At 60.7% G+C, this 24,204-nt stretch carries 19 protein-coding genes and 1 tRNA gene; 5 read left to right on the top strand and 15 right to left on the bottom strand.

Annotated elements, in window-relative coordinates; all coding sequences use genetic code 11:
- The 7 genes from carB to QZ326_RS03105 form a co-directional block, all read right to left on the bottom strand.
- On the bottom strand, positions 1-3,296 hold a 3,296-nt coding region (gene carB, locus QZ326_RS03135; protein ID WP_295741078.1), incomplete at its 3' end, for a carbamoyl-phosphate synthase large subunit.
- On the bottom strand, positions 3,296-4,402 hold the full coding sequence (locus tag QZ326_RS03130; RefSeq protein WP_295741076.1) for a carbamoyl phosphate synthase small subunit: 1,107 nt from the start codon (positions 4,400-4,402) through the stop codon (positions 3,296-3,298). The genes QZ326_RS03130 and carB, both read right to left, overlap by 1 nt.
- A gap of 420 nt (positions 4,403-4,822) precedes the next feature.
- Positions 4,823-4,896 (bottom strand) — tRNA-Gln (locus tag QZ326_RS03125).
- 95 nt (positions 4,897-4,991) lie between these two features.
- Positions 4,992-7,364: an SEL1-like repeat protein gene (locus QZ326_RS03120; protein ID WP_295741074.1), complete on the bottom strand. Its 2,373-nt coding sequence runs from the start codon at positions 7,362-7,364 to the stop codon at positions 4,992-4,994.
- A 7-nt stretch (positions 7,365-7,371) separates the two neighbouring features.
- Entirely contained in the window at positions 7,372-8,250 is an 879-nt protein-coding gene (locus QZ326_RS03115; protein WP_295741072.1) for an ATP-binding protein, read from the bottom strand.
- 260 nt (positions 8,251-8,510) lie between these two features.
- Positions 8,511-10,076: a cardiolipin synthase gene (cls, locus tag QZ326_RS03110; protein WP_295741070.1), complete on the bottom strand. Its 1,566-nt coding sequence runs from the start codon at positions 10,074-10,076 to the stop codon at positions 8,511-8,513.
- Positions 10,077-10,232: 156 nt separating this feature from the next.
- Positions 10,233-11,681: a nicotinate phosphoribosyltransferase gene (locus QZ326_RS03105; protein ID WP_295741068.1), complete on the bottom strand. Its 1,449-nt coding sequence runs from the start codon at positions 11,679-11,681 to the stop codon at positions 10,233-10,235.
- A gap of 400 nt (positions 11,682-12,081) precedes the next feature.
- On the opposite strand from QZ326_RS03105, the gene QZ326_RS03100 reads away from it, so the two are divergent.
- The gene (locus QZ326_RS03100) at positions 12,082-12,915 is read left to right on the top strand and encodes a BadF/BadG/BcrA/BcrD ATPase family protein (RefSeq protein ID WP_295741066.1); all 834 of its coding nucleotides are present in this window, start codon (positions 12,082-12,084) and stop codon (positions 12,913-12,915) included.
- Positions 12,916-12,975: 60 nt separating this feature from the next.
- Here the strand turns inward: QZ326_RS03100 and QZ326_RS03095 are convergent, their stop codons facing one another.
- From QZ326_RS03095 to QZ326_RS03085, 3 genes are all read right to left on the bottom strand, one after another.
- On the bottom strand, positions 12,976-13,410 hold the full coding sequence (locus QZ326_RS03095; RefSeq protein WP_295741065.1) for a CD1247 N-terminal domain-containing protein: 435 nt from the start codon (positions 13,408-13,410) through the stop codon (positions 12,976-12,978).
- 110 nt (positions 13,411-13,520) lie between these two features.
- Positions 13,521-14,090 (bottom strand): elongation factor P, encoded by a 570-nt coding sequence (efp, locus tag QZ326_RS03090; RefSeq protein WP_295741063.1) that lies wholly within the window; start codon positions 14,088-14,090, stop codon positions 13,521-13,523.
- A 259-nt stretch (positions 14,091-14,349) separates the two neighbouring features.
- Positions 14,350-14,853 (bottom strand): YqeG family HAD IIIA-type phosphatase, encoded by a 504-nt coding sequence (locus QZ326_RS03085; RefSeq protein ID WP_295741061.1) that lies wholly within the window; start codon positions 14,851-14,853, stop codon positions 14,350-14,352.
- A 75-nt stretch (positions 14,854-14,928) separates the two neighbouring features.
- Here QZ326_RS03085 and QZ326_RS03080 point away from each other — a divergent pair, with 75 nt between their 5' ends.
- Positions 14,929-15,705 (top strand): hypothetical protein, encoded by a 777-nt coding sequence (locus tag QZ326_RS03080; RefSeq protein ID WP_295741060.1) that lies wholly within the window; start codon positions 14,929-14,931, stop codon positions 15,703-15,705.
- Positions 15,706-15,780: 75 nt separating this feature from the next.
- On the opposite strand, the gene rpsU is transcribed toward QZ326_RS03080, so the two are convergent.
- Positions 15,781-15,963 carry a 30S ribosomal protein S21 gene (gene rpsU, locus QZ326_RS03075; protein WP_016324321.1) on the bottom strand — a complete coding sequence of 61 codons (183 nt, stop codon included), beginning with the start codon at positions 15,961-15,963 and terminating at the stop codon, positions 15,781-15,783.
- A gap of 258 nt (positions 15,964-16,221) precedes the next feature.
- Between rpsU and QZ326_RS03070 the strand changes: the two genes are divergently transcribed.
- Both QZ326_RS03070 and QZ326_RS03065 read left to right on the top strand, forming a co-directional pair.
- Complete coding sequence (locus QZ326_RS03070) at positions 16,222-16,701, top strand: polymer-forming cytoskeletal protein (RefSeq protein WP_295741058.1); 480 nt, start codon at positions 16,222-16,224, stop codon at positions 16,699-16,701.
- A gap of 175 nt (positions 16,702-16,876) precedes the next feature.
- The gene (locus tag QZ326_RS03065; protein ID WP_295741056.1) at positions 16,877-17,329 is read left to right on the top strand and encodes a C-GCAxxG-C-C family protein; all 453 of its coding nucleotides are present in this window, start codon (positions 16,877-16,879) and stop codon (positions 17,327-17,329) included.
- 46 nt (positions 17,330-17,375) lie between these two features.
- Here the strand turns inward: QZ326_RS03065 and QZ326_RS03060 are convergent, their stop codons facing one another.
- The 4 genes from QZ326_RS03060 to trmB form a co-directional block, all read right to left on the bottom strand.
- Positions 17,376-17,795 (bottom strand): rhodanese-like domain-containing protein, encoded by a 420-nt coding sequence (locus QZ326_RS03060; protein WP_295741054.1) that lies wholly within the window; start codon positions 17,793-17,795, stop codon positions 17,376-17,378.
- A gap of 86 nt (positions 17,796-17,881) precedes the next feature.
- Positions 17,882-22,174: a M56 family metallopeptidase gene (locus QZ326_RS03055; protein ID WP_295741053.1), complete on the bottom strand. Its 4,293-nt coding sequence runs from the start codon at positions 22,172-22,174 to the stop codon at positions 17,882-17,884.
- Positions 22,171-22,548 (bottom strand): BlaI/MecI/CopY family transcriptional regulator, encoded by a 378-nt coding sequence (locus QZ326_RS03050; protein ID WP_295741051.1) that lies wholly within the window; start codon positions 22,546-22,548, stop codon positions 22,171-22,173. Before QZ326_RS03050 ends, QZ326_RS03055 begins: the two co-directional genes overlap by 4 nt.
- Before the next feature lie 162 nt (positions 22,549-22,710).
- On the bottom strand, positions 22,711-23,751 hold the full coding sequence (gene trmB, locus QZ326_RS03045) for a tRNA (guanosine(46)-N7)-methyltransferase TrmB (RefSeq protein ID WP_295741049.1): 1,041 nt from the start codon (positions 23,749-23,751) through the stop codon (positions 22,711-22,713).
- Positions 23,752-24,118: 367 nt separating this feature from the next.
- On the opposite strand from trmB, the gene QZ326_RS03040 reads away from it, so the two are divergent.
- The coding region (locus QZ326_RS03040) for a 3-hydroxyacyl-CoA dehydrogenase NAD-binding domain-containing protein (RefSeq protein ID WP_365328195.1) at positions 24,119-24,204 on the top strand (86 nt) is incomplete at its 3' end.

Genomic DNA, 24,204 nt, shown 5'->3' with positions numbered 1-24,204 from the left:
CAGATCCTGGTGATATCCAGGGGGCGCAGGTCGGCGCTGCGGCTCTGGGTACGGACAGTGAGCATGGCGCGGGCGGTGTCAAGAGCTGTGACGCAGGGAACGGAGTGCTCCACCGCCGAGCGGCGGATGCGGAAACCGTCGGTGTCGTGGCGGCGGCCCCGGGTGGGGGTGTCGATGACCAGGTCCACGGAGCCGGAGGAGATCATGGCCAGAATGTTGGGGTGAGCCTCGGAGACCCGGGCCACCTTGTGGGCAGGGACACCGGCAGAACGCAGGGCGTCACAGGTGCCGGGGGTAGCCAGAATCTCGATATTCATTGCGGCAAAGCCTCTGGCGATATCCACGATCTCGCCTTTGTCCTCGTCCCGGACAGTGACAATGATTCGCCCGCCCCGCTTGGGCACCCGCATACCGGCGCCCTTGAAAGCCTTCAGCAGCGCCTGGGGAAAGGATTCTGCCAGACCCAGACACTCGCCGGTGGACTTCATTTCAGGGCCCAGGCCGGTATCCACATCGGTGAGCTTCTCAAAGGAAAATACCGGCATTTTTACGGCATAATAGTCCGCTTCCCGGTAGATTCCGGTGCCATAGTTCATATCCCGCAGCTTCTCGCCAAGCATTACCCGGGTGGCCAGGTCAATGATGGGTACGCCGGTGACCTTGGAGATGTAGGGGATGGTGCGGGAAGAGCGGGGGTTGACCTCGATGACATAGATCTCGTCGTTGTAGATGATAAACTGAATGTTTACCAGGCCGACAACCCCCAGGGCCTTGGCCAGATCCCGGGTGTAGCGGAGGATGGTCCGCTTGTGTTTGTCCTCGATGTGCATGGGGGGATAGACGGAGATGGAGTCCCCGGAGTGGACGCCGGCCCGCTCAATGTGTTCCATGATCCCGGGGATTAACAGATCCTCACCGTCGAAGACGCCGTCCACCTCCACTTCCCGGCCGCAGAGGTACTTATCCACCAAAATGGGGTGCTCCTGCTCCACCTGGTTGATGATGCGCATGAACTCGGTGATATTGCGGTCGTTGTAGGCGATTTCCATGCCTTGGCCGCCCAGTACATAGGAAGGACGTACCAACACGGGATAACCCACCTCGCGGGCAGCAGCCAGGGCCTCCTCTGTGGTGTAGACCGTTTGTCCCTGAGCCCGGGGAATGCCGCACTGCTGGAGGATCTCGTCAAACCGCTCCCGATCCTCGGCGGCGTCTACACCGTCGGCGGGAGTGCCCAGGATGGGGACGCCCATGTCCGTAAGGGCCTGGGTGAGTTTGATGGCGGTCTGTCCGCCGAACTGTACCACCGCGCCCCAGGGGCGCTCCTGTTCCACCACGGCTTCCACATCCTCGGCGGTGAGGGGTTCGAAGTAGAGCTTGTCTGCCACGTCGAAGTCAGTGGAGACGGTTTCCGGATTGTTGTTGATGATAATGGTCTCGCAGCCCAGACGCTTTAGGGCCCAGACAGAGTGAACGGAGCAGTAGTCGAATTCGATGCCCTGGCCGATGCGGATGGGGCCGGAGCCCAGCACCAGTACCTTTCTCCGCTTCTGCGGCTCCCCGGTGCGGTGGGGGGCCTGGGTGGAGGCGGCCAGCCAGGGGGCCGCGGGGATGCCCGGGGCCACCCGGCCTACTTCCGGCAGGCACAGGGGCTGGTCTGCCTCGTTCTCCCCATCATAGGTGGAGTAGTAGTAGGGGGTCTGGGCCTCAAATTCTGCGGCGCAGGTGTCCACCATTTTGAAGGCGGGCCGGATGCCGACGGACTCCCGCAGAGCCTTGATTTCCCTGCGCTCCCTTCCGGAGAGGGCGGCAATCCAGGCGTCGGAAAAGCCCATCTCCTTGGCGGCGCGGAGGGTGTCCTCATCCAGGCGGCCGTGGTCCAGGTGGTTCTCCATATCTACAATGTTTTTGAAGCGGTCCAGGAACCAGAGATCGTATTTAGTGATCTTGTTGATCTTCTCCGGGGAGAAGCCCCGGCGCAGAGCCTCGGCCACCACGAAGAGCCGCTGGTCGTCGATATTCACCAGGCGGTCCTCAATATCCTCGGTGTACACGTCGGCCAGACCGGAGAGGCGCAGGGATTTCACCGGCAGCTCCAGGGAGCGGATGGCCTTCATCAACGCTCCCTCAAAGGAGTTGCCGATGGCCATGACCTCGCCGGTGGCCTTCATCTGGGTGCCCAGGGTCCGGCTGGCGGTGGTGAACTTGTCAAAAGGCAGACGGGGGAGTTTCAGGACACAGTAGTCCAGCGTGGGCTCGAAGCAGGCGGTGGTCTTGCCGGTGACAGCGTTGGGGATCTCGTCCAGCGTGTAGCCCAAAGCAATTTTAGCCGCCACCTTGGCAATGGGGTAGCCGGTGGCCTTGGAGGCCAGGGCGGAGGAGCGGCTTACCCGGGGGTTGACCTCGATGACCGCGTACTCGTAGCTGTCGGGATTCAGGGCAAACTGGCAGTTGCACCCGCCTTCAATCTCCAGAGCGGAGATGATGTCCAGGGCGGCAGTGCGGAGCATCTGGTACTCCCGGTTGGCCAGGGTCTGAGTGGGGGCCACCACAATGGAGTCACCGGTATGGACACCTACAGGGTCGATGTTCTCCATGGAGCAGATCTGGATGACGTTGCCGGCGGAGTCCCGCATGACCTCGAATTCAATCTCCTTCCAGCCGGCGATGCACCGCTCAATGAGCACCTGTCCTACCCGGCTGAGCTGGATGCCCCTCCCGGCGATCTCCCGCAGGGAGGGCTCGTCATAGGCGATGCCGCCGCCGGTGCCGCCCAGCGTATAGGCCGGGCGGACAATGACGGGATAGCCGATGGATGCGGCGAAGCTGACCGCGGCCTCCACGCTCTCCACCACATCGCTGGTGACACAGGGCTGGCCGATGGACTCCATGGCGTCCTTGAAGCCCTGGCGGTCCTCCGCCTTGCGGATGGACTCCGGCGAGGTGCCCAGCAGCCGCACGCCGTATTTGTCCAGAATGCCCTGCTCGTGGAGATTCATGGCCAGGTTCAGCCCTGTCTGGCCGCCCAGGGTGGGGAGGATGGAGTCGGGCCGCTCTTTCTCGATGACCTGTTCCACCGATGCCAGGTTCAGCGGTTCGATGTACACATGGTCGGCGATGTCCTTGTCGGTCATGATGGTGGCGGGGTTGGAGTTCACCAGCACCACCTCCACGCCCTCTTCCCTCAGGGCGCGGCAGGCCTGGGTGCCGGCGTAGTCAAACTCCGCAGCCTGGCCGATGACGATGGGGCCGGAGCCCAGCACAAGTACTTTTTGAATGGATGGATTCTTGGGCATCAGTGGGCACCTCCTTTCCGCCGGATTGTGGGATGGATCATCATCTCCACGAAACGGTCAAATAGATACTCTGTATCCTGGGGGCCGGGAGCGGCCTCCGGGTGGAACTGGACGGTGAAGCAGTCCGGCCGCTTATACAGCAGGCCTTCCACACTGCCCTCGTTGACATTTACGTAGGAGATCACCGCTACTGTTGGGTCCACACTGCTTCGTGCAACCACATAGCCGTGGTTTTGACTGGTGATATAGGCCCGGCCGGAGGCCACATCCCGGACAGGGTGGTTGCCGCCCCGGTGGCCAAAGGTCATCTTCCGGGTGCTGGCCCCAGTGGCCAGAGCCAGCAGCTGATGGCCCAGGCACACGGCAAAGAGCGGCAGGTCACTGTCATACAGCGCCCGGACCTCTTTGATGATATCTGTGTTGTCCGCCGGGTCCCCAGGGCCGTTGGAGAGCATGACCCCGTCAAACCCGCCCTCCAGAATGGTCTGGGCGGGGGTGTGAGCCGGGTAGACCGTCACCTGGCAGCCCCGGTTTTGGAGACAGCGGATCATGTTCTGCTTGACGCCGTAATCCATCAGAGCAACCCGCAGCCGCTGCTTGTCGACAGCGGGGTATACCTGAGGTCTGGAGCGGGTAACCCGCTCCACGGTGCCCTCCACCTGGTAGGCTCGAATGCGCTCCAGACATTCCCCCATATGAAAATGCTCCGCACAGGTGATCATGCCGTTCATGGTCCCCTCACTGCGGAGTATACGGGTCAGTGCGCGGGTGTCCACGCCCTCGATCCCGGTAATGGCATATTCTTTTAAGTAGGAATCCAGATCGCCCTCACAGCGGAAATTGCTGCCCCGGGAGACCAGATGCCGGACAATCAACGCCGAGGCCCAGGGGCGCTGGGACTCGCTGTCCTCGTGGTTGACACCGTAATTGCCGATGAGGGGATAGCTCATCACAATGCCCTGTCCCGCATAGGACGGGTCGGTCAAAATCTCCTGATAGCCCGTCATGGAGGTGTTGAATACCATCTCGCACACACAGTCCGCCGCGGCGCCGATGCTCTGCCCGCGGAAGACGCTTCCGTTGGCCAGAATCAAGGTTGCCTTCATCAGTTATATCCCGCCTTTCTCTTCCGTTCGTTCGCGTTCCGTCTGATTTTAACGCAAATTTTCCGGGCTGGCAACCTCATTTTGTCCGGTTCTTTTAAAACTGTGGTTTTGGACAAAATCGGGGCGGCAGAGGCAAGAAGATACAGGCAATGCGCCAGAGAGGTAGTACCACTTTGCGATTTATAACGGCAGGAATCTGCGATCTCCGGGGGTGAAAAATTTTCGCAAAAATATAAATTCTCATAAGAGAAAGAGTGCGCTTGCAAAGGAGAGCTGAACTCTTTACAAAATAAAGAAGAGATTTGAGGCCTGATATAAAGAGACTGGGCCCTTTGACGGTGCCCAGTCTCTTTTGTCTGATTATAAAAACGATTGGCCGATCAGCGATAAAAAGAGAGACAGGTATAACCTGTCTCTCTTTGGCAGCGGGTGAAGGATTCGAACCCTCACATACAGAGTCAGAGTCTGCTGTGCTACCTTTACACAAACCCGCTGTATCTGTCCGCGTCAGCGAACAGATATTATTATACCGAAAAGTGGTATTTTGTCAAGAGCTTTTTTCAACTTTTCTGGACAAATTTAAAAAAATTTATTTGCCTCTGCCTCCGCCAAAGAATCCTTTCAAAAAGCCGCCCTTTTCCTTCTTCTCCGGCTTTACGTCCTTGAGGCGCTCCAGAGCCTCGGACGCCTCTTGATATCCCTGCTCCGCGGCGGCTTGGTACAGCTCCAGGGCCTTTGCTAGATCCTTTGCCACGCCCTTGCCGTTTTCATAGCACCAGGCCAGGTTGTGCTGGGCCCGGGGGCTCTTCTGCTCTGCGGCGGTTTTATACCAACGGATGGCCTCAGTCCAGCTCTGCACTACGCCCACGCCGGTCTCGTAGAGATAACCCAAGTTGCAGGCAGCCGCCCGGTCACCCCGCTCCGCCGCTTTGTGATACCACGCAGCGGCGGCCTTGACGTCCTTTTCCACTCCCTGACCGAACTCACAGCATACGCCAAAGCTGCACATGGCACGGGGATACTCGGAGACAGCGGCCTTTTTGTACCACGCCGCCGCCTGGATCCAGTCCTGCTCCACGCCGCGGCCCTCTTCATACAAAAAGCCCAGATTGCACTGGGCGGCAGCATCGCCCTTGTCTGCGGCCATGCGGTACAGCCGGGCGGCCTCCGCAGGGTCCTCGTCCACGCCCTCGCCATTTTCATAGCAGACGCCCAGATTGCACATGGCCTGAGGATGGCCGGCTTCCGCAGCTTTTTTGTACCACTCTACGGCGGTCTTCAGATCCTGTTCCACGCCGCGGCCCCGCTTGTAGTAGTAGCCCATGCAGAACATTCCCCGGGGATCGCCCTGCTCCGCAGCCTTGCGGTACCAGTTGAGGGCCCGGGCCAGGTTTTCCTCCACGCCCTTGCCGTTTTCATAGCACCAGGCCAGATTGCACTGAGCCCGGGGAAAACCCTGTTCTGCGGCAGCCTTGTACCAGCGAACGGCCTCGGTCCAGTTCTGCTCCACGCCCCGGCCCACCTCGTAGAGGTATCCCAGGTTGCACTGGCCTGGGGCGTTGCCAAGATCGGCGGCTTTGCGGTACAGCTCCGCCGCCTTCTCCCAGCTCTGCTCTACGCCCTCACCCCGTTCATAGCACACGCCCAGGTCGCACATGGCGGGAGCATATCCGGCGTCAGCGGCCTTTTGATACCAGCGGCAGGCCTCCGCCTGGTCCTGTTCCTGGCTCAGACCGTAGTCGTAGTCCCGAGCCACGTTGAAGAGTCCGCGGGGATAGTTTTGCTTCGCGGCGGCCATGTACCAGCGAAAGGCGTCTGCCTGGGATTTCTCCACGCCTTTGCCGTGCTCATAGCACCAGGCCAGGTTGCACTGGCCCCGGGGCAGACCCAGTTCCGCCGCCTTGCGGTACCAGCTGACGGCCTCAGTCCAGCTCTGCTCTACGCCCTCGCCGATCTCATAGAGGTAGCCCAGGCAGCAGGCGCCGTCCTCGTCGCCCTCCTCAGCGGCCTTGCGGTACCAGGCGGCGGCCTCCGCCTTGTTGGCGGGAACACCCTGGCCCCGCTCATAGCAGAAGCCCAAACACACCAGCCCCCGGGGATAACCCTGTTCCGCCGCGGCCCGGTAGAGGCGGGCGGCCTCGGTAAAGTCCCGCTCCACGCCCTTGCCGTTTTCGTAGCACCAGGCCAGATTGCACTGGGCTCGAGGATAACCGCGGCCTGCGGCGGTGCGGTACCAGTTTACCGCTTCGTCCCAGCTTTGCTCCACGCCCCGTCCGGTCTCGTAGCAAAAGCCCAGGCAGCATTGGCCCGGGGCGCTGCCCTGCTCGGCGGCGGCACGGTACCACTTCACCGCCTGCTCCAGGTCCTCCTCCACGCCGGTGCCGAACTCAAAGCAGCGGCCCAGCTCTGTCTGTGCCGCCGGATATCCCAGCCACGCGGCGGACTGGTACCACTTGGCGGCCTCGGTGTCATCCGCCTCCGTGCCGGCGCCCCTGCGGTAGGCCTCACCCAGCAGGAACTGGGCCCGGGGAAAGCCCTGCTCCGCGCCCTTCTGGAAGCACTCCAGGGCCTTGGCCTCGTCGGTCTCCACGCCGATGCCGTATGTATAGCAGTAGCCCAGGTTGGTCAGGGCGGGCATGTACTCCTGGGAGGCGGCCTGGGCATACAGCAGCACCGCCTGCTTGGGGTCTGCCTCCACGCCGATGCCGGCCTCCAGGCACCAGCCCAGGTTTGTCAGACCCAGGGGGTCTCCCAGGGCCGCTGCCCGCTGGTAGCAGGCCAGGGCGTCGGTCTCCCGCTTCTCATCCACGGCCCGGTTGCCCATGGAGACCCAGTCCCCGGCGGTCATCTCCTCCTCGTTCAGGGCTACGAAGAACGTTCCGCCGCAGCGGGGACAGACATCGGGCTCTTCAGACTCCGCCACAAAGCCGCAGTCCGGATTTTCACAGCGATAATAATCCATGTGTATATCACTCCTGTCCGGCGCCGTTCTGGGGAAAGGCGGCGCCTGAATTATAAACATCTGAAAGGAAATAGGCCTTACCCCGGTATTTGAAGCCGGGGAAGGTGTCCAGCTGAACGCCGTGGATGGCGCGGAAGATGCTCTTTTCAATGTTGGGGTTCTCCCGCTTCAGCTGCCGCAGAAGCAGCTTGATCTCCTGGCGTTTGCTCTCGCCGATGCCGTCGCCGGAGGCGTCCCGGGCCTCCGTAAAGCGGCAGGCGCACTGGAGAAAGCGCAGCTGGTTGTAGTTTTTCCAGGCCACGATGGCGTCTTCATGGACGCAGTACAGGGGACGGATCAGCTCCATACCGGGGAAATTCTTGCTGTGGAGCTTGGGAGGCATAGCCTGGAGCTGGGCGCCGTAGAAAAGGCCCAGAAGGGTGGTTTCGATGACATCGGAGAAGTGATGCCCCAGGGCGATTTTATTGCAGCCCAGTTCCCGGGCCTTGGCGTACAGGCAGCCCCGGCGCATCCGGGCGCACAGGTAGCAGGGGTTTTTCTCCACCTGGGTAGTCACATCAAAGATGTCGCTGTCAAATACAGTGAGGGGAACGCCCAGAGCCTCTGCGTTGGCCTCCAGCAGCTGCCGGTTGGCGGGGTTGTACCCTGGGTCCATGGCCAGAAAGGTGAGGGAGAAGGGGTGAGCCGTGTGCCTCTGCAGTTCCTGAATCAGCTTTGCCAGCACCATGGAGTCCTTCCCGCCGGAGATGCACACAGCGATATGGTCCCCGGGGGAGACCAGCCCGTACCGTTTCACCGAGGCGATAAAGGGATTCCAGAGGGATTTTCGGTAAGTTTTAATGAGACTGCGCTCAGCAATCTCCCGAGGATTCAATTCACGGGACATAAGTAGTCTCTCCTAACCGGAAAAGGCTTCGTGCAAAATAGGAGCCGGAGGCTTTGGCTCTGGGTTCCCCACCGGAGGCGGGGAAAAATTTTGATTATTTTTCCCGCGGTGCCCTCTGGAGGGGCTTCTCTTGCCCCTTCGGGACAATTCGCCTTCTAAACGTGACAAAAACCCCGACCTGTGCGCCCCGAGAGGCGCGTACCAGTCCAAGACTGGCGGCAGGGGGTCTCGAGGGGAGAGTCCGCTCCCCCCTCAAAGGCTTACAGCCATATCGCTCCCAGCCGGAACAAAGAGGAGAACATCTTCCGGAAGAGACCGCGCCGATTCCAGTCCTCCATGGTGTAGAGAGCGCTCTTTTCCATGATGCCGTCCAAATCTGCCAGCAGTTCCTCCACCACCGGCATATGATACAGCAGCACGCCGCATTCATAGTGCAGCTGGAAGGTGCGGTAGTCCATATTGGTGCTGCCAATCAGCGCCGCCTCCCGGTCCGCCAGAACACTTTTGGCGTGGAGGAAACCAGGGGTGTATTTGTAGATCTTTACACCGTGGCTCAGAAGTTCACCCCAGTAGGTTTCCGCCACCATATAGGTGAACTTGTGGTGGTCCGGGATGCCGGGGATCAGCAGCCGCACGTCCACACCCGCGTCGGCAGCGATGCACAGGGCCTTCTGCATGGACTCTTCCACGGCGTAGTAGGGAGTGGTGATATACAGCATCCGCTGGGCAGAGGAGATCAGCTGGAGGTAGGTCTCCTCGATGGGGTTGTCCGGATTATTGAGAGGCCCGTCCGTAAAGGGCTGGCAGAAGCCGGAGGCCGCGGGCATCTCGTGGCGGGAGCGGTAGTAGTCGTCCTCGTTGGGCAGGGAGCGGCCTATCATCTGCCACATCTGGATGAACTGAGTGGCAAAGCCCCATGCGCCCTCGCCCTCAATGCGGACACCGCTGTCCTTCCAGTGGCCGAAACGGATGATGAGGCCCGCGTACTCATCCGCCAGGTTGATGCCGCCGGTCCAGGCGTATTGCCCATCCACCACGGCTATTTTCCGGTGGTCCCGATAGTTGAAGTAGATGCGGTTGACGTAACGGTGGACGGGGTTGAACACCTCCACCTCAATGCCGGCGTTCTGGATGGCCTGCAGTGTTTCGTCAGACAGGCGGGTGAGGTTGCCGAAGTCGTCGAAGATGATATAGACCTCCACACCGGCGGCGGCCCGTTCCCGCAGGACGGAGAAGATCCGGTCCCACAGCTGGCCCTCCGCCAGAATGTAATATTCCAGGAAGATATACGTCTCCGCCCGGCTCAGGTGGGTAATCAGGTCCTCAAAGAAAGCCGCGCCGTCTCCAAAATACTTGGCGCAGGTATCCCGGTAGAGGATAAAACCCCGCTTCTGGAGATAGGCGGCCAGACGGCCCCAGGCCGGGGACTGGCGGCGCAGCTGGGCCAGATTCTTCTCGCTGGCCAGGCGCTGGCCGTCCCGCAGGGGGATGGGGGAGACCTGCCGCAGGCTCAGGCTCTTTGCCTGGTGGGTACCGCCCCACAGGCAGAAGAGGAGCATGCCGGACACCGGCAGGGCCAACAGCAGGCACATCCAGGAGAGCTTGTAGGTGGGGCTGCCGGGGCGCTGGTATACCCGAATGGCCAGGATGGCGCCGGCCAGCTCCAGCATGGAGTAGACGTAGGTGGCCTTCTCCAGCAGAAAGTGGGTCAGAAACAGGGTGGTGGCGATCTGGGCGATCACCGTCAGGGCGCACATGGCGATGCTGGTGGCGGCGGAGATGCGCCGCTCCGTCCGCTCTGTGGTTCTGGGCAGATTTTTGTGCATGGTCTCCGCCTCCTCTCGGTCTCTCTCAGCTTTTCGTACTATTTTCTTATTATACAAAAAAACAGGCGGCCGCGCAACCGTTTTTCTGTAAACAATCCTTGAAAGCCGGACAGCCCCGCCGGAAGGGCGGGGCTGTCCGGGAGGCGGCGGCCCTGTTCAGCGCTTGTCGCGCAGGAGGTGTTGCTTGATGTCCCACAGCTTCTGGCTCAGGTCCACGTAGTAGGTATGGGGATTCTCAAAGCGTTTGACCTCGTCCCATAGGGTGTCCACCTGCTCCAGGCAGTACCTCTGGACCTCCGGCAGGGAGGGGCAGTTATAGACCAGCGCTCCGCCCTGGAAGATAGGGCGCAGCAGGGGCTTAGCGGTGAAGCCGGTATAGGTCTTACGCTTCCAGGTGGCCTGGGGGTCGAACAGCTCCAGGGGCTGGGATGCGTCCACCGTCTCGTCCCAGACAGTGATGTAGTCCGCCTCCGCCTTGCCGGTGGCGTTATCGAAGATGCGGTAGACCTTTTTGAAGTGGGGGTTGGTAATCTTGTCCACGTTTTCGCTGACCTTGATCTTGGGGATGATGTTCCCCCGGCTGTCCTCTACGGCGGACAGCTTATAGACACCGCCGAACACCGGCTCACTGCGGGCGGTGATCATCCGTTCGCCCACGCCGAAAAGACCGATCTCCGCTCCCTGGCGGATTAGGTCTTGAATGATATATTCGTCCAGGGAGTTGGAGGCGGAAATCTGGCACTCCGTCCAGCCGGCGGCGTCCAGCATCTTCCGGGCCTCCCGGGTGAGGTAGGCAATGTCGCCGGAGTCCAGGCGGATGCCGCACTTGGTAATCCCCCTGGGCCGCAGGACCTCGTTAAAGGCCCGGATAGCGTCCGGCACACCGGATTTCAGGGTGTTATAGGTGTCCACCAGCAGGGTGGCGTTGGTGGGGTAGATCTCGCAGTATGCCTTGAAGGCCTCGTACTGGCTGTCGAACATCTGGACCCATGCGTGGGCCATGGTGCCGCCGGCGGGGACGCCGTACAGCTGGTCGGAGATGGTGCAGGCCGTGCCCTTGCAGCCGCCGATGTAGGCCGCCCTGGCGCCGGTGATGGCAGCGTCGGTGCCTTGGGCCCGGCGGGAGCCAAACTCCAGCACCGTGCGCCCCTGGGCAGCCCGGACAATGCGGTTGGCTTTGGTGGCGATGAGGCTCTGGTGGTTCAGTGTCAGCAGGACGAAGGTCTCGATAAGCTGGGCTTGGATGGCGGGGGCCCGGACCGTCAGAATGGGCTCTCTGGGAAAGATGGGCGTCCCCTCCGGCACAGCCCAGATGTCGCCGGTGAAACGGAAGTGACGCAGAAACTCCAGGAATTCCTCGGAGAACAGCTTCCGCTGCCGGAGGTACTGGATGTCCGCCTCCTCAAAGTGCAGATTTTTGATATAGTCGATCAGCTGTTCCAGACCCGCGCAGATGGCAAAACCGCCCTTGTCCGGAACATCCCGGAAAAAGACATCGAAATAGGTGATGCGGTCCTGAAAGCCCACTTCGAAATAGCCGTTGCCCATGGTCAGCTCGTAGAAGTCACAGAGCATGGTCATGTTCAGTTTTTCTTCCGTTTTCATAAATGCCTCCACACACAGCGCCCGCCGGGGCCGCCGGTTTCCGGCGGACACTTGCCGCCGGCCAAAGTTAGATGTATTATAAGGCGGTTGATGGGGAAAAGCAATCGTTATTTTCCTGGGCCCTGTTTGAAAATGTCAAAACGCCCAAGCGACGGACCTGTTTCTGCCGCTCCGCATGGATTTTGCTTTGCCGTACACAGAGTGTGGCGGCGTCAAATCGCCTTGACTGGCAAAAAATTTCTTACTCTGAGCATTGTGCCATTTATCAAACAAAGTCTGGTTTTGTTAAAATACCAGCGGGTTTTCATTGACAAGTGGGGGCCGCTCTTTTATGATGGGGATATTCCAAAGACGGAGCCGGCGGAGATTGGGGCCGCCGGCAGGGAAGGGGACGATGGACATGAGCGTGATCCTGGGAATCGATATCGGCGGCTCCACCACAAAGATTGTGGGGCTTCGGCCGGACGGCGGCATGATTTCCATGCTGCGGGTCAGGGCGGAAGATCAGGTGACCAGTTTGTTCGGAGCGCTGGGCAACTACCTGACCACCAATAATCTGGCCCTCACCGACGTGGAGCGGGTGGTCCTCACCGGTGTGGGCACCTCCTATGTGGAGGGGGACATTTACGGTCTGCCCACCTGCCGGGTGGACGAGTTCTCTGCCAGCTGCGCGGGGGCGCTGTCCCTGTCGGAACAGGAGCGGGGCGTGGTGGTGACCATGGGCACCGGCACCGCATTTCTCTGGGCGGAGCGGGACGGCACGGTGCGGCACCTGTGCGGCAGCGGCATCGGCGGCGGCACCCTGGGGGGCCTTTGCCGCAAGCTGGTGGATATGGAGCGGTTCGGTCAGATCAAGCGTCTGGCGGAGCAGGGGGACCTGGGCCACGTGGACCTGACGATCCGGGACATTTCCAAAAACGCCGCCGCCACCCTGGACCCGGATATGACCGCCGCCAATTTCGGCAATCTGGCGGAGGACGCCGCTCCCGCTGACCTGGCTGCCGGCGTGGTGAATCTGGTGCTGCAGGCCATCGGTACCATGACGGTGCTGGCCTGTCAGGCCTGTGGAGCGGACACGGTGATTCTCACCGGCTCCATGACCACCCTCTCCCAGGTGGAGCCCAACTTCCAGCTGTTTGAGAAGCTATATGGCTTCCACTATATTGTGCCGGAGAACGCCACCTTCGCTACGGCCATCGGCGCAGGGCTGTGCAGCCTGCGGCAGCAGTCCTGAGACAAAGCAGAAAACCCGCCCGGCGCATAGGCGCCGGGCGGGTCGATATTTGGCATGGGATTACTCCTCGCTGTCCTCATCCTCGTCCAGGTTCTCCAGGTCGAACTCCAGACGCTCACCGCAGTTGGGGCAGAGGACTTCGCCGTCCTCCAGGACAGACTCGTCGAAGTAGATGGTCTCCTCGCAGGTGGGGCAGGTGGTGGCGTAGCACTCCTCGTCCTCATCCAAGTCGTCGTAGTAGTATTCGCTGTCCTCCTCGTCCTCATCGTCCCACTCGTCGAAGACCACGTTTTCCACGTCCTCCAGGTCGTCGCTGACGGCGTCCAGCCCGTCGGCAAGCTCTGACTGCTCGTCCTTGATGTCCTCCAGCTCCAAGGCGATGTCGTCCAGCGTGTCGATGATGGCGGCCAGCAGCTTGCCGACCTTCTTGTCGGTATCCAGCTCCATGCCCTCGGCCAATCCCTTCAGGTAAGCGACCTTCTCAGTGATTTCCATAACAGCAGCTCCTTTCGTTTATAAGGCGGTTAGGTGACAATATAATTAAATGGTATCACAAGGAATCCCTCTTGTGGGAAAAAGGGGGGACGTCAGTCCCCCCCTTCATTTTACTCCTTGCAGCGCCCCAGATACTCACCCGTCCGGGTGTCAACCTGGATCTTCTCGCCCTCGTTGATGAACAGGGGCACCTGGATCACGGCGCCGGTCTCCAGCACGGCTTTTTTGGTGACGTTGGTGGCGGTGTCGCCCTTCACGCCGGGCTCGGTCTCGGTGACCTCAAGGTCCATAAAGTTGGGGACTTCTACGGTAAACACGTTGCCCTTATAGCTCACCAGCTTGCAGACGGTGTTCTCCTTCATGAACTTGAAGGCCTCGCCCAGCACGTCGCGATTCAGGGGGGACATGTCGTAGGTCTCGGGGTCCATAAAGTAGTACAGGTCGCCGTCGTTATAGCTGTACTCGGCGTCCTTGCGCTCTACACTGGCCTGCTCGAACTTGGCGGTGGGGTTGAAGGACTCCTCACGGATGGCGCCAGTGATGACATTTTTGTACTTGGTGCGCACAAAAGCGGCACCCTTGCCAGGCTTGACGTGCTGGAAGTCCACCACAAGCATGGGTTTGCCGTCCATCTCGAAGATCAGACCTTTCCGGAAATCGCCAGCAGTAATCGTAGGCATAGTAATACCCTCCTCACAAATCTACGAGAAAACGACCTGTGGGAGGACATTTTCTCTGTCTTTTCTATGATCTGGTAATTTGATCATCCCTATTCTATCGTATCTTGTCCCGTATTGCAAGTATTTTTCAGCTGATCGGCTGGAATGAAGTGAAAAATTTTGGGACGTTTCAACCGGCATTGATTGGGAAGACTTTGTTTGACACTTCGCCGCAACTACTGCAACACCCTGTTTGAGATACATGAGACTGGCGAAACTTTTATCCGCTTCTCTTTCGGCTCACCGCCTTGAAGGGAGCCTGCAGCCCGTGCAGAACCTTCTGCCAAGGCGTTACAGCTCCGCCCACCGGTTCCACCATCAGCGCCAGGACCCCGGCCCGGTTTGCGGCCAGCATATCTGTCAGCAGCTTGTCCCCCAGCATGGCTGTATGGGCCCGGTCTGTCCCGGCCCGGTCCATGGCGGCCTCCAGGCCCCTGGTGGAGGGTTTTCCGGCATGGCCCTGATAGGGAACGCCCAGATCGGCGCAGAACTCCGTCACCCGTGTGCCGGAGCGGTTATTGGACACGATCATAAATCCGATGCCCGAATTCGCCAGAGCGGCAATCCAGTCCCGCAGGGCCTGGTCAGGCCGGCGGGTGGACTTGGCTGCCAAGGTGAAGTCCAGGTCGCTGAGGAGCAGGGTGATATTTTGCTCCCGCAGATATTCGACAGTAATATCCCCGTAGCGGTCAAAGACTTGGTGGGGAATCAGGGAAAACGGCATAGGCTCCTCCTTACTCGCATAGTATATTTACATAGTATACCAGTTAAAACCCATCCACACAAGGGGGAGATCACATTGCAGACCTATCTGGCCGTTACGCCGGAGGAATTGCGGGAGGCGGGGAAGTATGGCCGTGCCTTTGCCCACGTGGCCTACCGCATCGGACCGGATTCCACCATGCTGCGGCAGAACCTGCTGCTTCAGACCCGGGGTGGGCTGTTGTCCGTCAGCGACCGGGAGGCGCCCTTGATTGAGGACCCCCAGGCATTGTGTGCGGCGGTGCTGCGGGAGTGCGGGAGGCGGGGTTACGGCGGCGTCCTGCTGGACTTTGAGGAGCGGCCCCGCCGGGATCGGCTGGCCTTTGTAGAGCGGCTGGGGCAGGCCCTGTCCGCCGGGCGGCGGGCGCTGTACCTGCCGGAGAGCTATGCCCGGGCCACACCAGTGGGCATCCCATTGCTGTGCACCGCTATTTCCGGGGGAAACTTCTCCCAGCGCCTTCAGGAGGCCGCCGCGGCCCAGGGGGGCGCGTCCCGGCTGGCACTGGATGTGGAGCGGCTGCGGATGGATTTTCGTCTGCCGGCCCGCTCCGGGGAGGGGGAGCCCCTGACAGAGGAGGCCTTCCGCCGCCTGACGGAGCAGGAGCGTCCTTCGGTTTTTTTCTCCAGGGACCTCTGTGCCCGGTATTTTACATACGGCCGGGAGGGGGAGACCCATTTCGTCCTTTTTGACGATGCGGACACCCTGGCTCAGAAGCTGCGCACTGGAAACGCCATGGGCTTCGCGGCGGCTTTTCTCATGTGGCCGGAGGTGAGGGACATCGCGGGAAAACTCTTTCCCCAGGGCGGGAGATAAAAGAGGGGTTCCGCTGTGCCGTGGTTTCAAAAAAGAGGCCGCGCCATGGGCGCGGCCTCTTTTTTGAGACAGAGATCAATAGTAGCGCTTTTTGTTTTTGCGGGCGGCCTCAGACTTTTTGCGCCGCTTTACACTGGGACTCTCGTAGTGCTCTCTTTTCCGAACCTCAGCCAGAACGCCGGCCTTGGCGCAGCTGCGCTTGAACCGCTTCAGTGCGCTGTCGATGGATTCGTTTTCCTTCACATGGATCTCAGACATCTATATTTTCCCTCCCTCCGAGGTATCCGGCTTTTTCCAGGATACTTTAAGGGCCATACATATCATATATTATGGCTTTAACAAATGTATTATACATAGAGGGACCTGCGTTGTCAAGAGAATTTACCAAAATCTCTTGAAAAAGAATGGCGGCCGTAAAAGTTTTGCGTCTGTTCGACGAAAAAGCCTTGAAGGATTTGTTTTTTGTGGTATACTTGAGGCAGTCAAACCCCTATGAACAAAAGGAGGCCGAAGGATATGGGATTGTTTGGAGGACAGACAAAGGTAGCTGATCAGACGGAATATCAGTATGCTCCGGAGGAGCAGGAGGAGATGCCCCAGCTTCCGGAACCTCACACCAATACGGTGATTGCCAAGGATCTGACTGTGACCGGTACCCTGCGGGGTGATGGGGTGGTCCAGATCGAAGGCAGAGTAGAGGGAGAGGTCAGCCTGAAGGGTTACGTGATTGTGTCCGATACCGGCGTCATCAAGGGCCCCATTGAGGCGGATGTCATCCGGATTGCCGGGAGTGTGGAGGGGAATATCATCGCCCACGACCATCTGCGGCTGGAGAAGACAGGCGCTGTGGTGGGGGATGTGACCACTGTTTCCTTTGTCATTGAGGACGGCGGCCGGCTCAATGGCCGCACCACCATGATCAAGGAGACATCTGCCGTGCGGACCGGGAAGGACATACAGACCGAAACCAGCGATTGGGAGGAGATATCCCAGTAAGAGCGTACATGGAAGTCCGGCGGAGCCGTTTTGGCTCTGCCGGACTTTTTGAGCGGACCTGGATGCACAGCCGGAGGCGGTGTGCTTGCATCCGGGGAGAGAATCTCCTATACGGTCTGTCAAAAAATCAAAACCTGTATTCTCCGGTTACAGGCTTTATGAGAGGATGGAATTTATGGATCGCTGCGCCTTGGCATACGAATATCACAGGAAGGGGTACAACTGCGCACAGGCCGTGGCGGCGGCCTGCGCGGATATGACGGGCTGGACGCCGGAGCAGATGTTTGCCGCCGCGGGGAGCTTTGGCGGCGGCTTCGGCGGCAGCCATGAGGAGGCCTGCGGGGCTGTCAGCGGAGCGCTGATGGTGCTGGGCATCGTGTTCCCCTACACCGAGGAGGGAGATCTGGAAGCCAAGCGGAAGGTCTACGCTCTGGCCAAAGATTTCCGCCGGCGTTTTTTTGACGTCTTTGAACATACCCGCTGCGGAGACCTGCTGAAAGCCCGGCCCGGGCTTTCGGAGAGAACGCAGGCCGCCCGGCGGCTGGGCCTTACCGCCCACTGCGACATCATGATTGTCACGTCGGTGGAGCTGCTGGAGGAATTGCTGCGGGAGCAGGGGAAGCTGTGATTAAAACCGGGAGGCATGGAAAACCATGTCTCCCGGTTTTTGTGCATCAGTCCGTGGTGGTCTCGTAGGGCCAGTCAATGATGCCGCCGAAGTCCGCCACGTTGGCGTAGCCCATATCCGCCAGCTTCCCGGCGGCCTCGGCGCTGCGGCGGCCGGAACGGCAGTAGACGAAAATCTCCGCATCCTTTTCAAAAGGGAGGGGGAGATCAGCGGAGATGTCCTCGCTGGGCAGGCACACGGCCCCGGGGATGTGGCCCTCGTCAAACTCCTCCTGGGTGCGCACGTCCAGCAGGATTATGCTGTCGTCCTCATCCAGCCGGGCTTTGGCCTCCTCCGCCGTCAGGGTGAGATATTTTTTGCTCACCTGCCGGGGGGCGGGGGCGTTGGGAGCGGACCGGGCGGTGAAGAACTTGATGATGGCCATGCCGAAGCAGATGACGGCAGCCAGAAGAAAGAGCTGTCTCATTGGTAAATTCCTCCTGTTATGGGGTTTCAGTGGATACAGTATACCCGAAACGGAGGGAAAAGGGAAGCCCCTTCCTGCGCCGCCGCCTATCGGCCCGCCTGACTCCGCTGGTAAAACTTGTACCAGGCCTCCACATCCATCTCCAGATAGGAATCCAGCGCCTCCGTGATAGCCTTATATTTTTCGCTTCCCTGGGAGAAGACAATGTCCGCCGCGTCCTTAGGGAAACAGGCCCGGATCTCCGGCTCGTACAGACCGCCGCCGAGGGGCTGCCAGATCTCCGTCGCCTGGTAGCGGTCGTTGACATAGTTGAAAGAGACGGCCATGGCGTTGCAGCTGCCGCCGGTGACCAGCTCATAGCCGTCCTCCGTTAGCTCGTAGTCCCCCCAGGACACCAGGAGGTAGGCGGTACAGCTGCTGCCGCCCCGCTGGGTGTCCAGCAGGTAGTAGGCCACGCTGTGGTGGTCGTATTTGTGGGCGGAGGCGTTCTGCCGCCAGTAGCGCAGGGATGCGTAGATGGCGCTGGTAAGGTCGGAGTGAGATTCTCCCAGGCCGGAGGCGTGGATGCCGGTGTGGTCCAGGAGCTTTGTGAAGAGGGCGGATCCGTGTTCATCTAAATCCCGCCGGGACCAGGCGATGGTCTGGACGGCGTCCCGCAGGGCCAGCTGCTGTTCCTGTGGGCCCTGGTTGTGAAAGGCGTCCAGGGCCGTGAGGACCGCCGCCTGCTCCGCCTCTGAGTAGGTTCCCAAAAGGTTCAGGAACCGGGTGTTTTGCAGGTTCAGCATGGTGAGCAGCGTCTCGGCATCGATCTGGGAGGGGCGGATCAACTGATTTTCCAGCAGCGCCCAGGCGATCTCCGCCTGAAAGCCGGGGGAATCTGTGGAGAGGTCATAGGGAATGTCGCTCTCCAGCAGGGTGTGGTGTCCATCCTCCACCAGGAACAGCAGATAGGGGGAGGCGGCCATCAGGTTCTTGACCCAGCCGTCCTCCGTGAACTCCATGCCTCCTGCCAGCTGCACCAGCTCCGGCAGGGAGGGGTGCAGCTCCAACCATACGTCGTAGACATCCAGAGTCAGGCCGTGGACCTGCAGCCGCTTTTCAGGGGAGAGCTGGGAGGGATCGGAGAGCCGCCACCCGTCGTACAGGGCGGGCTCCCGCAGGTACTCGGCCAGATTGGCCTGACCCAGCTGGAAGACCGCCTCCGCCACCTCCGCCGGGGCGATGGCCTGGAGGTCTTCTAGGGTGGGGCGGAGGGGCCCCGCCGCCGGGGCGGCCTCCTGATCCGTCAGCCGCTCCCACAGGGCCGCTCCGCCCTCGGTAAAGTCTGAGGACATTTCGTCAAATCTCCCGGTGTAATACTGGTACAGCTCCTCGTGGCTCCAGCCGCTGCTGCTGCCGGAAAAGGCGATGCTGATCTTAATGAGGCCGTCCAGCGCACTGCCGTAGGTGGAGATGAGATAGTTCCGCAGACGGTCGATGACAATCTCGCCGTCCTCTCGCTCCGCCATGCGGTTGAGGAAGGAGGCTTCGTTCATCAGGATCATGTCCGCCAGCACCTCGCCCTCTACGCCGGTCAGGGACAGCAGGCCCATCTCGTCCAGGGTGTACGCCATGTCGGTGCGGAACATCTCCGTGCCAGGGAAACAGTCGTTCTCCATGGCGGAGTAGAGATAGCGCCGGGACCCGTCCTCTGCCAGAAGGAAGTACAGGTAGGTGCAGTCCGGGTAGGTGTTGCAGTGCCATGCGTCCTCCGTCAGGTAGCTGCCCCCCGCCAGAATGATCCGCTCCGGCGTGGTGGTGTGGAACTCGTAGTTGATGTTCCAGATCTCAAAGGACAGTCCGCCCAGCGTCTCGGACCAGGGGCCGCCCACGATCTCCAGCCGCCAGTCGTCGTACTCCGCCGGGGTGCCCAGCATCTCTCCGTCCCCGCCGGTGACGCCGGTGTGCATCCGGGCATACTCGTAGCTGTCGTGGACCATAGTCCTGGCGGCCTCCAGCACATCCTCCGGGGCCTCGATGCCCTCCATCACGTGGTCCGTGGTGGTTCGCTCATCCTCCCGGTAGAGCCGCAGGTTCTCCCCATCAAAGTACACCTGCCGCACGGCGGTGCCGGTGGCCGGACCGCCGCCGAACTCCTCCGGCAGAGCGGCGTCAGGGAAGGGGACCTCGGCATTGAGGTAGAGATACCGGCCGTATTTGTTCCAGTAAGCGGGATAGAGGGAGACGGGGGCTGTCCAGCGCTCCGCCAGCAGGGCGGGGATGTTGGCCTCGTACAGCCGCCCGTCCCGCTGGAAGAAGATTTGGGCGTCGTGGATGCCGGCGGAGACCAGCTCCCATGTTCCGTCGCCATCCAGGTCCGTTTCGATGACAGAGTCGCCGTAGGCCCGGGCCAGCAGATACGGTGTGCCGCCGCTGTCCACGGTGTAGTAGTCGTTGAAGGTGGTGTAATACTCGCCGTCCTTTTGGAACCTATAAGAGATGACCACGCCGTAATGGCCCAGGAGCTCATAATAGTCCTCCACAGCCACGCTTTGGATGTTTTCCGGCAGTGTGAGGAAGCACTTGAGCTCCGATCCTGTCTCCAAGGCGGCGCAGCAGTTCCCGTCGGTGGAGCGGTAGACCCGGAAGGTCTGGTCGTAGACGTCCCAGACCTCCAGTGTCTCCGCCACATCGCCGGAGCGGACCGTTACCTCCATCGCCTGGGGCTCATAGGGCTTCAGGCTGTCCAGGGGGATGGTCATCCAAGGATCTCCCGCCGGGTAGTCCGGGGGAATGGCGGGCATCGCCGAGAGAGTGTGGGAGCGGAACCAGTATCCGCCGTCCTCCCGCTCTTCCAGCGTCAGGCAGAAGGCTCCGTAGCCGCCATATTGGAAGTCCGCGTAATAGAGGCGGATGGTACTGCCCTCCCGCTCCCCGACGAAGAAGTCGGGAATGGGGACACTGTTGGTGTCGCCGTGGAAGAAGTAGTAGGCGTCGTACTCCGGCAGGTATTGGAAGCCGTCCAGATCCACCTGGTTTGTTTCGGCCAGGGTCAGGCCGGTGTGCTCCAGAAGCGCCGCGTCCATGTCCGCAGCCGTGAACTTGGTCAGATCCACCCCCGGGTTCTCACCCCCGGCCGCGGCCCGCCGCTCTGCCTCATCCGTGACATCCGGCAAACCGACGCCGTTGTAGAAGAGGGAGAAGAGGTTGATGTCCTCCGGCGATGCGTAGAGGCAGGTGAGGAACTGCTGCCGGATGTTGAACCCGTTTTCTCCATTGAAGAAGTCCTCGTTGAAATACCGCATCTCCTCTCCTGTGAGAGGGCCATCGGCCCGGGGATTACTGCTGCCGCCGGGTTCCTCCGGCGCCTTGGTAGCCGCCCCGGTGAAGGTGGCGGCGCATACCACAGCCGTCAGGGCGATGACGGCAAAGAGGGCGACGCCCACGGTGCGGCGGCTCTCGGCAATGCGGGTGACGCGGTTCTTCAGCTGCTTTTTCCCCGCCGTCATGGTGGTGGCGGACAGCAGGGGGTTGGCGGGCCCCCGTTGTACGGGGATCAGAGAGAGGAGGGTTCTGCCGTAAGGGATGCGCTCCTCCTCACCCAGAACGCGGATGGCCCCCTCGTCGCAGGCCAGCTCGCAGTCGTTGCGGCTGGCAATGGCGGCGGCCCACACCAGCGGGTTGAACCAGTATACCGTGAGGCATACCGCCCGCAGAAGGGACCACAGGGGGTCCAGGTGGCGGGCGTGGGTCTCCTCGTGGGCCAGCACGTGGCGCAGGGATTCCGGTGAGGAGACGGAGGCGGGAGTCAGGTAGACGGCGGAGTGGAACAGCCCGAACAGGCAGGGAGAGGGAAGACCCTCCTCCACCAGATACACCCGGCGGGCGCAGCCTTCCACGGGATAGGGCGTCCGGCACCTCCGCAGCTTCTGCCAGAAGAGGAGGTTGGAGAGGAGGAACCAGACCGCCATTAGAGCCATGCCGCCGTACCAGACGGGGCGGAAGAGATCCTCCAGGGCGATCTGCCGCTGGTATACTGTGACAGCCTCCACCGGGGTGTTGAAGACATCCTGTGTGGAAAAGGTGAGGGTGTTGTCCGGCGTGGCAGGGCCCACTGCCGCTTGGGGAATCTCCGGTACGACGACCTGCGCGCCGTCTTGGCCATAGATAGAGGCGCTGTTGGGCTCGATATAGAGCGCCTCCGCGCGCTCTGTCACCGGCGAAGCCGCCGTCAGCACGTTGTGCTCCAGGGCGGGCAGGTTGACAGGCACCAGCAGCCGTACCAGCACCAGGGCCCACAGGGCGTACTGGGCCCGCCGGGAGATGGATTTCCGGAACACCCGCCGCAGAAGCAGCAGCGCCGCGATGAGCACCGAGGACGTGATTAAAATCTCCTTCATGTTGTCTCGCCTCCCGCCTTTTCCAGAATTGCCGATAGCTCCGCGATGTCTGATTCCGTCAGCTGGCGGCTCTCCACCATGGCGCTCATCATCAGGCCCAGGCTGCCGCCGTAGACCTTGCCCAAAAAGCTCTCGGTCTCCGCCCGGGCGGCGTCCCGCCGGTCTATGACCGGGAAGTACCGCTTGGCTCGCTCTCCCTCCTCGTGGCGGACGGCCCCCTTGGCCTCCAGCCGGGAGAGCATGGTGATGACGGTGTTCTTGCTCCAGCCGGTGTCCGTCCTCAACGCTGCCGTCAGCTCCGTGATGGTGCGGGGCGACCGGCTCCACAGGCAGTTCATCAGCTTCCACTCGCTGTCTGAGAGATTGATTTTCATAAATAAACCCCCTTGGTATACGGCTGTCTACCCATACTATAACGGAGAGGTAGACAGATGTCAACCACAAAACGGTAACAAAAAAACCAAAAGTGTAACAGCTCTTGAAAATGTAAACGCCGCGCGGCTAGTCGCGCGGCGTCTTCCGGTGATTTGAAATTGTCAGTCCTCCGGACGGCAGAAGTAGGGGCCGCACTCGGCCTCGTGGGTGTGAGCGTAGGTCCAGGTGAAATCCCTGTCCACCAGATACCAGTCCGCCCCGGCCAGGGGTCCCGGGGAGTGCATGGACAGAGCCTCTTCTTTGGAGATGGGCCGCACCCGGGACGCCCCCTGGGGAGGATATTCATTATAAAATAGGTAGAATTCCTCCTCCGGGACCTCCGCCAGAGTTTGGCGGGCAGCGTCTCCCGCCAGGCAGGGGACCAGCTTCCAGGAGAAGAGGTGCCAGAGGAAGTTTCCGTCCGCCAGCACGTGTTTGCCCAGGTCCGCCTCAGAGACGCCCCCGGCGAAGGTGTCCAGCCACCGCTCCCGGACCCGCCGGATGTCGGTGGGAAAGTCCTCTGTCCAAGGGACCATGGTGCCCACCAGCCGGTTGATCGGCTGGCCCAGCTCATGGAACTTGGCCTCGTAGTCTGTCATGACCCCCACCGGGCCGTGTTCGTGGAGATTCCGGGTGACCTCCGACAGGGTAAAGCCGAACTGAGGGATCTCCTCCACGGAGAACTCAAAGAGGCCCTGGTTATCGGTTTTGAAGTGGATCTGACCACTTTCTTTCAGCACCTGACGGTAGAGCTTTAAAAAGTTTCCGTGGGTCAGGCGGCGCTTGGCGTGGCGGCCGCTGGGCCAGGGGTCGCAGAAATTGATATAAATGCGGTCCACCTCTTCGGGGACAAAGAAAAAGGGCAGCTGGTCAGCGTTGGCGTCGATGAAATAGACGTTGGAGAGCCCCGCGGCCACACATCGCTCCATGGCCACAACCATGGCGTCCGGTACCCGCTCCACGGCGATGAACAGTACGTCGGGCTCCGCCGCGGCCGTTCCGGCGGTAAAGCGGCCCTTGCCGCAGCCCAGTTCCAGCCGCAGCTCCCGGGCCTGGGGCATCAGCTCCCGCCAGCGGCCCCGCCGGTCATAAGGGTCTCGGACCAGGCGGTCTCCGCACCGCTCTATCCGGGGAATCAGGTTCTTTTTTTTCCGCATCCGCATAGGGAAATCCTCCTGGGACGTAAAATATCAGACCACTAGGTGTTGTATCGGCTCCGCCATTGTATCACAGGAAATAGGCGGTGTAAATGGTTTTTCGTGGCGGGAACATAGAGATTATGTTAAGCGATTAACAAAATTGCATAAAATTTAACGAGTTATTTGTGGGAAATGTAAAAAAGCGGAAAAGGGGCCGGAATAGCCGCATTTTCCACTTGATAATTGCTGCCGGGGTCCCTATAATAACATTGTCAGTAAATTGGCAAAGTGCGGGTTTACTGCGATTTTCCGCGGGCTGAGCGGACTTGGTAAATCCCGCACGCTCCACAGAAAATCGAAGCACAAAATTGAAATAACAGGAGGAACACACATGAAGGTAGCAATTTTTGGCGCTGGTACCATGGGCAGCGGCATTGCCCAGGTTTTCGCGGCGAAGGGCCACACCGCCCTGATGTA

It is taken from the genome of uncultured Oscillibacter sp. (assembly GCF_910587525.1).
GTDB lineage: Bacteria > Bacillota > Clostridia > Oscillospirales > Oscillospiraceae > Oscillibacter.
This window is presented reverse-complemented; position numbering and strand designations above follow the sequence as displayed.

Coding starts and splice junctions, on each gene's coding strand:
- QZ326_RS03100 (WP_295741066.1), top strand. CDS start 12,082: ATGAGCGTGATCCTGGGAATCGATATCGGCGGCTCCACCACAAAGATT.
- QZ326_RS03105 (WP_295741068.1), bottom strand. CDS start 11,681: ATGAAAACGGAAGAAAAACTGAACATGACCATGCTCTGTGACTTCTAC.
- QZ326_RS03130 (WP_295741076.1), bottom strand. CDS start 4,402: ATGAAGGCAACCTTGATTCTGGCCAACGGAAGCGTCTTCCGCGGGCAG.
- QZ326_RS03055 (WP_295741053.1), bottom strand. CDS start 22,174: ATGAAGGAGATTTTAATCACGTCCTCGGTGCTCATCGCGGCGCTGCTG.
- QZ326_RS03085 (WP_295741061.1), bottom strand. CDS start 14,853: ATGCCGTTTTCCCTGATTCCCCACCAAGTCTTTGACCGCTACGGGGAT.
- QZ326_RS03120 (WP_295741074.1), bottom strand. CDS start 7,364: ATGGATTATTATCGCTGTGAAAATCCGGACTGCGGCTTTGTGGCGGAG.
- QZ326_RS03095 (WP_295741065.1), bottom strand. CDS start 13,410: ATGGAAATCACTGAGAAGGTCGCTTACCTGAAGGGATTGGCCGAGGGC.
- rpsU (WP_016324321.1), bottom strand. CDS start 15,963: ATGTCTGAGATCCATGTGAAGGAAAACGAATCCATCGACAGCGCACTG.
- efp (WP_295741063.1), bottom strand. CDS start 14,090: ATGCCTACGATTACTGCTGGCGATTTCCGGAAAGGTCTGATCTTCGAG.
- trmB (WP_295741049.1), bottom strand. CDS start 23,751: ATGCGGATGCGGAAAAAAAAGAACCTGATTCCCCGGATAGAGCGGTGC.
- cls (WP_295741070.1), bottom strand. CDS start 10,076: ATGCACAAAAATCTGCCCAGAACCACAGAGCGGACGGAGCGGCGCATC.
- QZ326_RS03115 (WP_295741072.1), bottom strand. CDS start 8,250: ATGTCCCGTGAATTGAATCCTCGGGAGATTGCTGAGCGCAGTCTCATT.
- QZ326_RS03050 (WP_295741051.1), bottom strand. CDS start 22,548: ATGAAAATCAATCTCTCAGACAGCGAGTGGAAGCTGATGAACTGCCTG.
- QZ326_RS03070 (WP_295741058.1), top strand. CDS start 16,222: ATGGGATTGTTTGGAGGACAGACAAAGGTAGCTGATCAGACGGAATAT.
- QZ326_RS03065 (WP_295741056.1), top strand. CDS start 16,877: ATGGATCGCTGCGCCTTGGCATACGAATATCACAGGAAGGGGTACAAC.
- QZ326_RS03060 (WP_295741054.1), bottom strand. CDS start 17,795: ATGAGACAGCTCTTTCTTCTGGCTGCCGTCATCTGCTTCGGCATGGCC.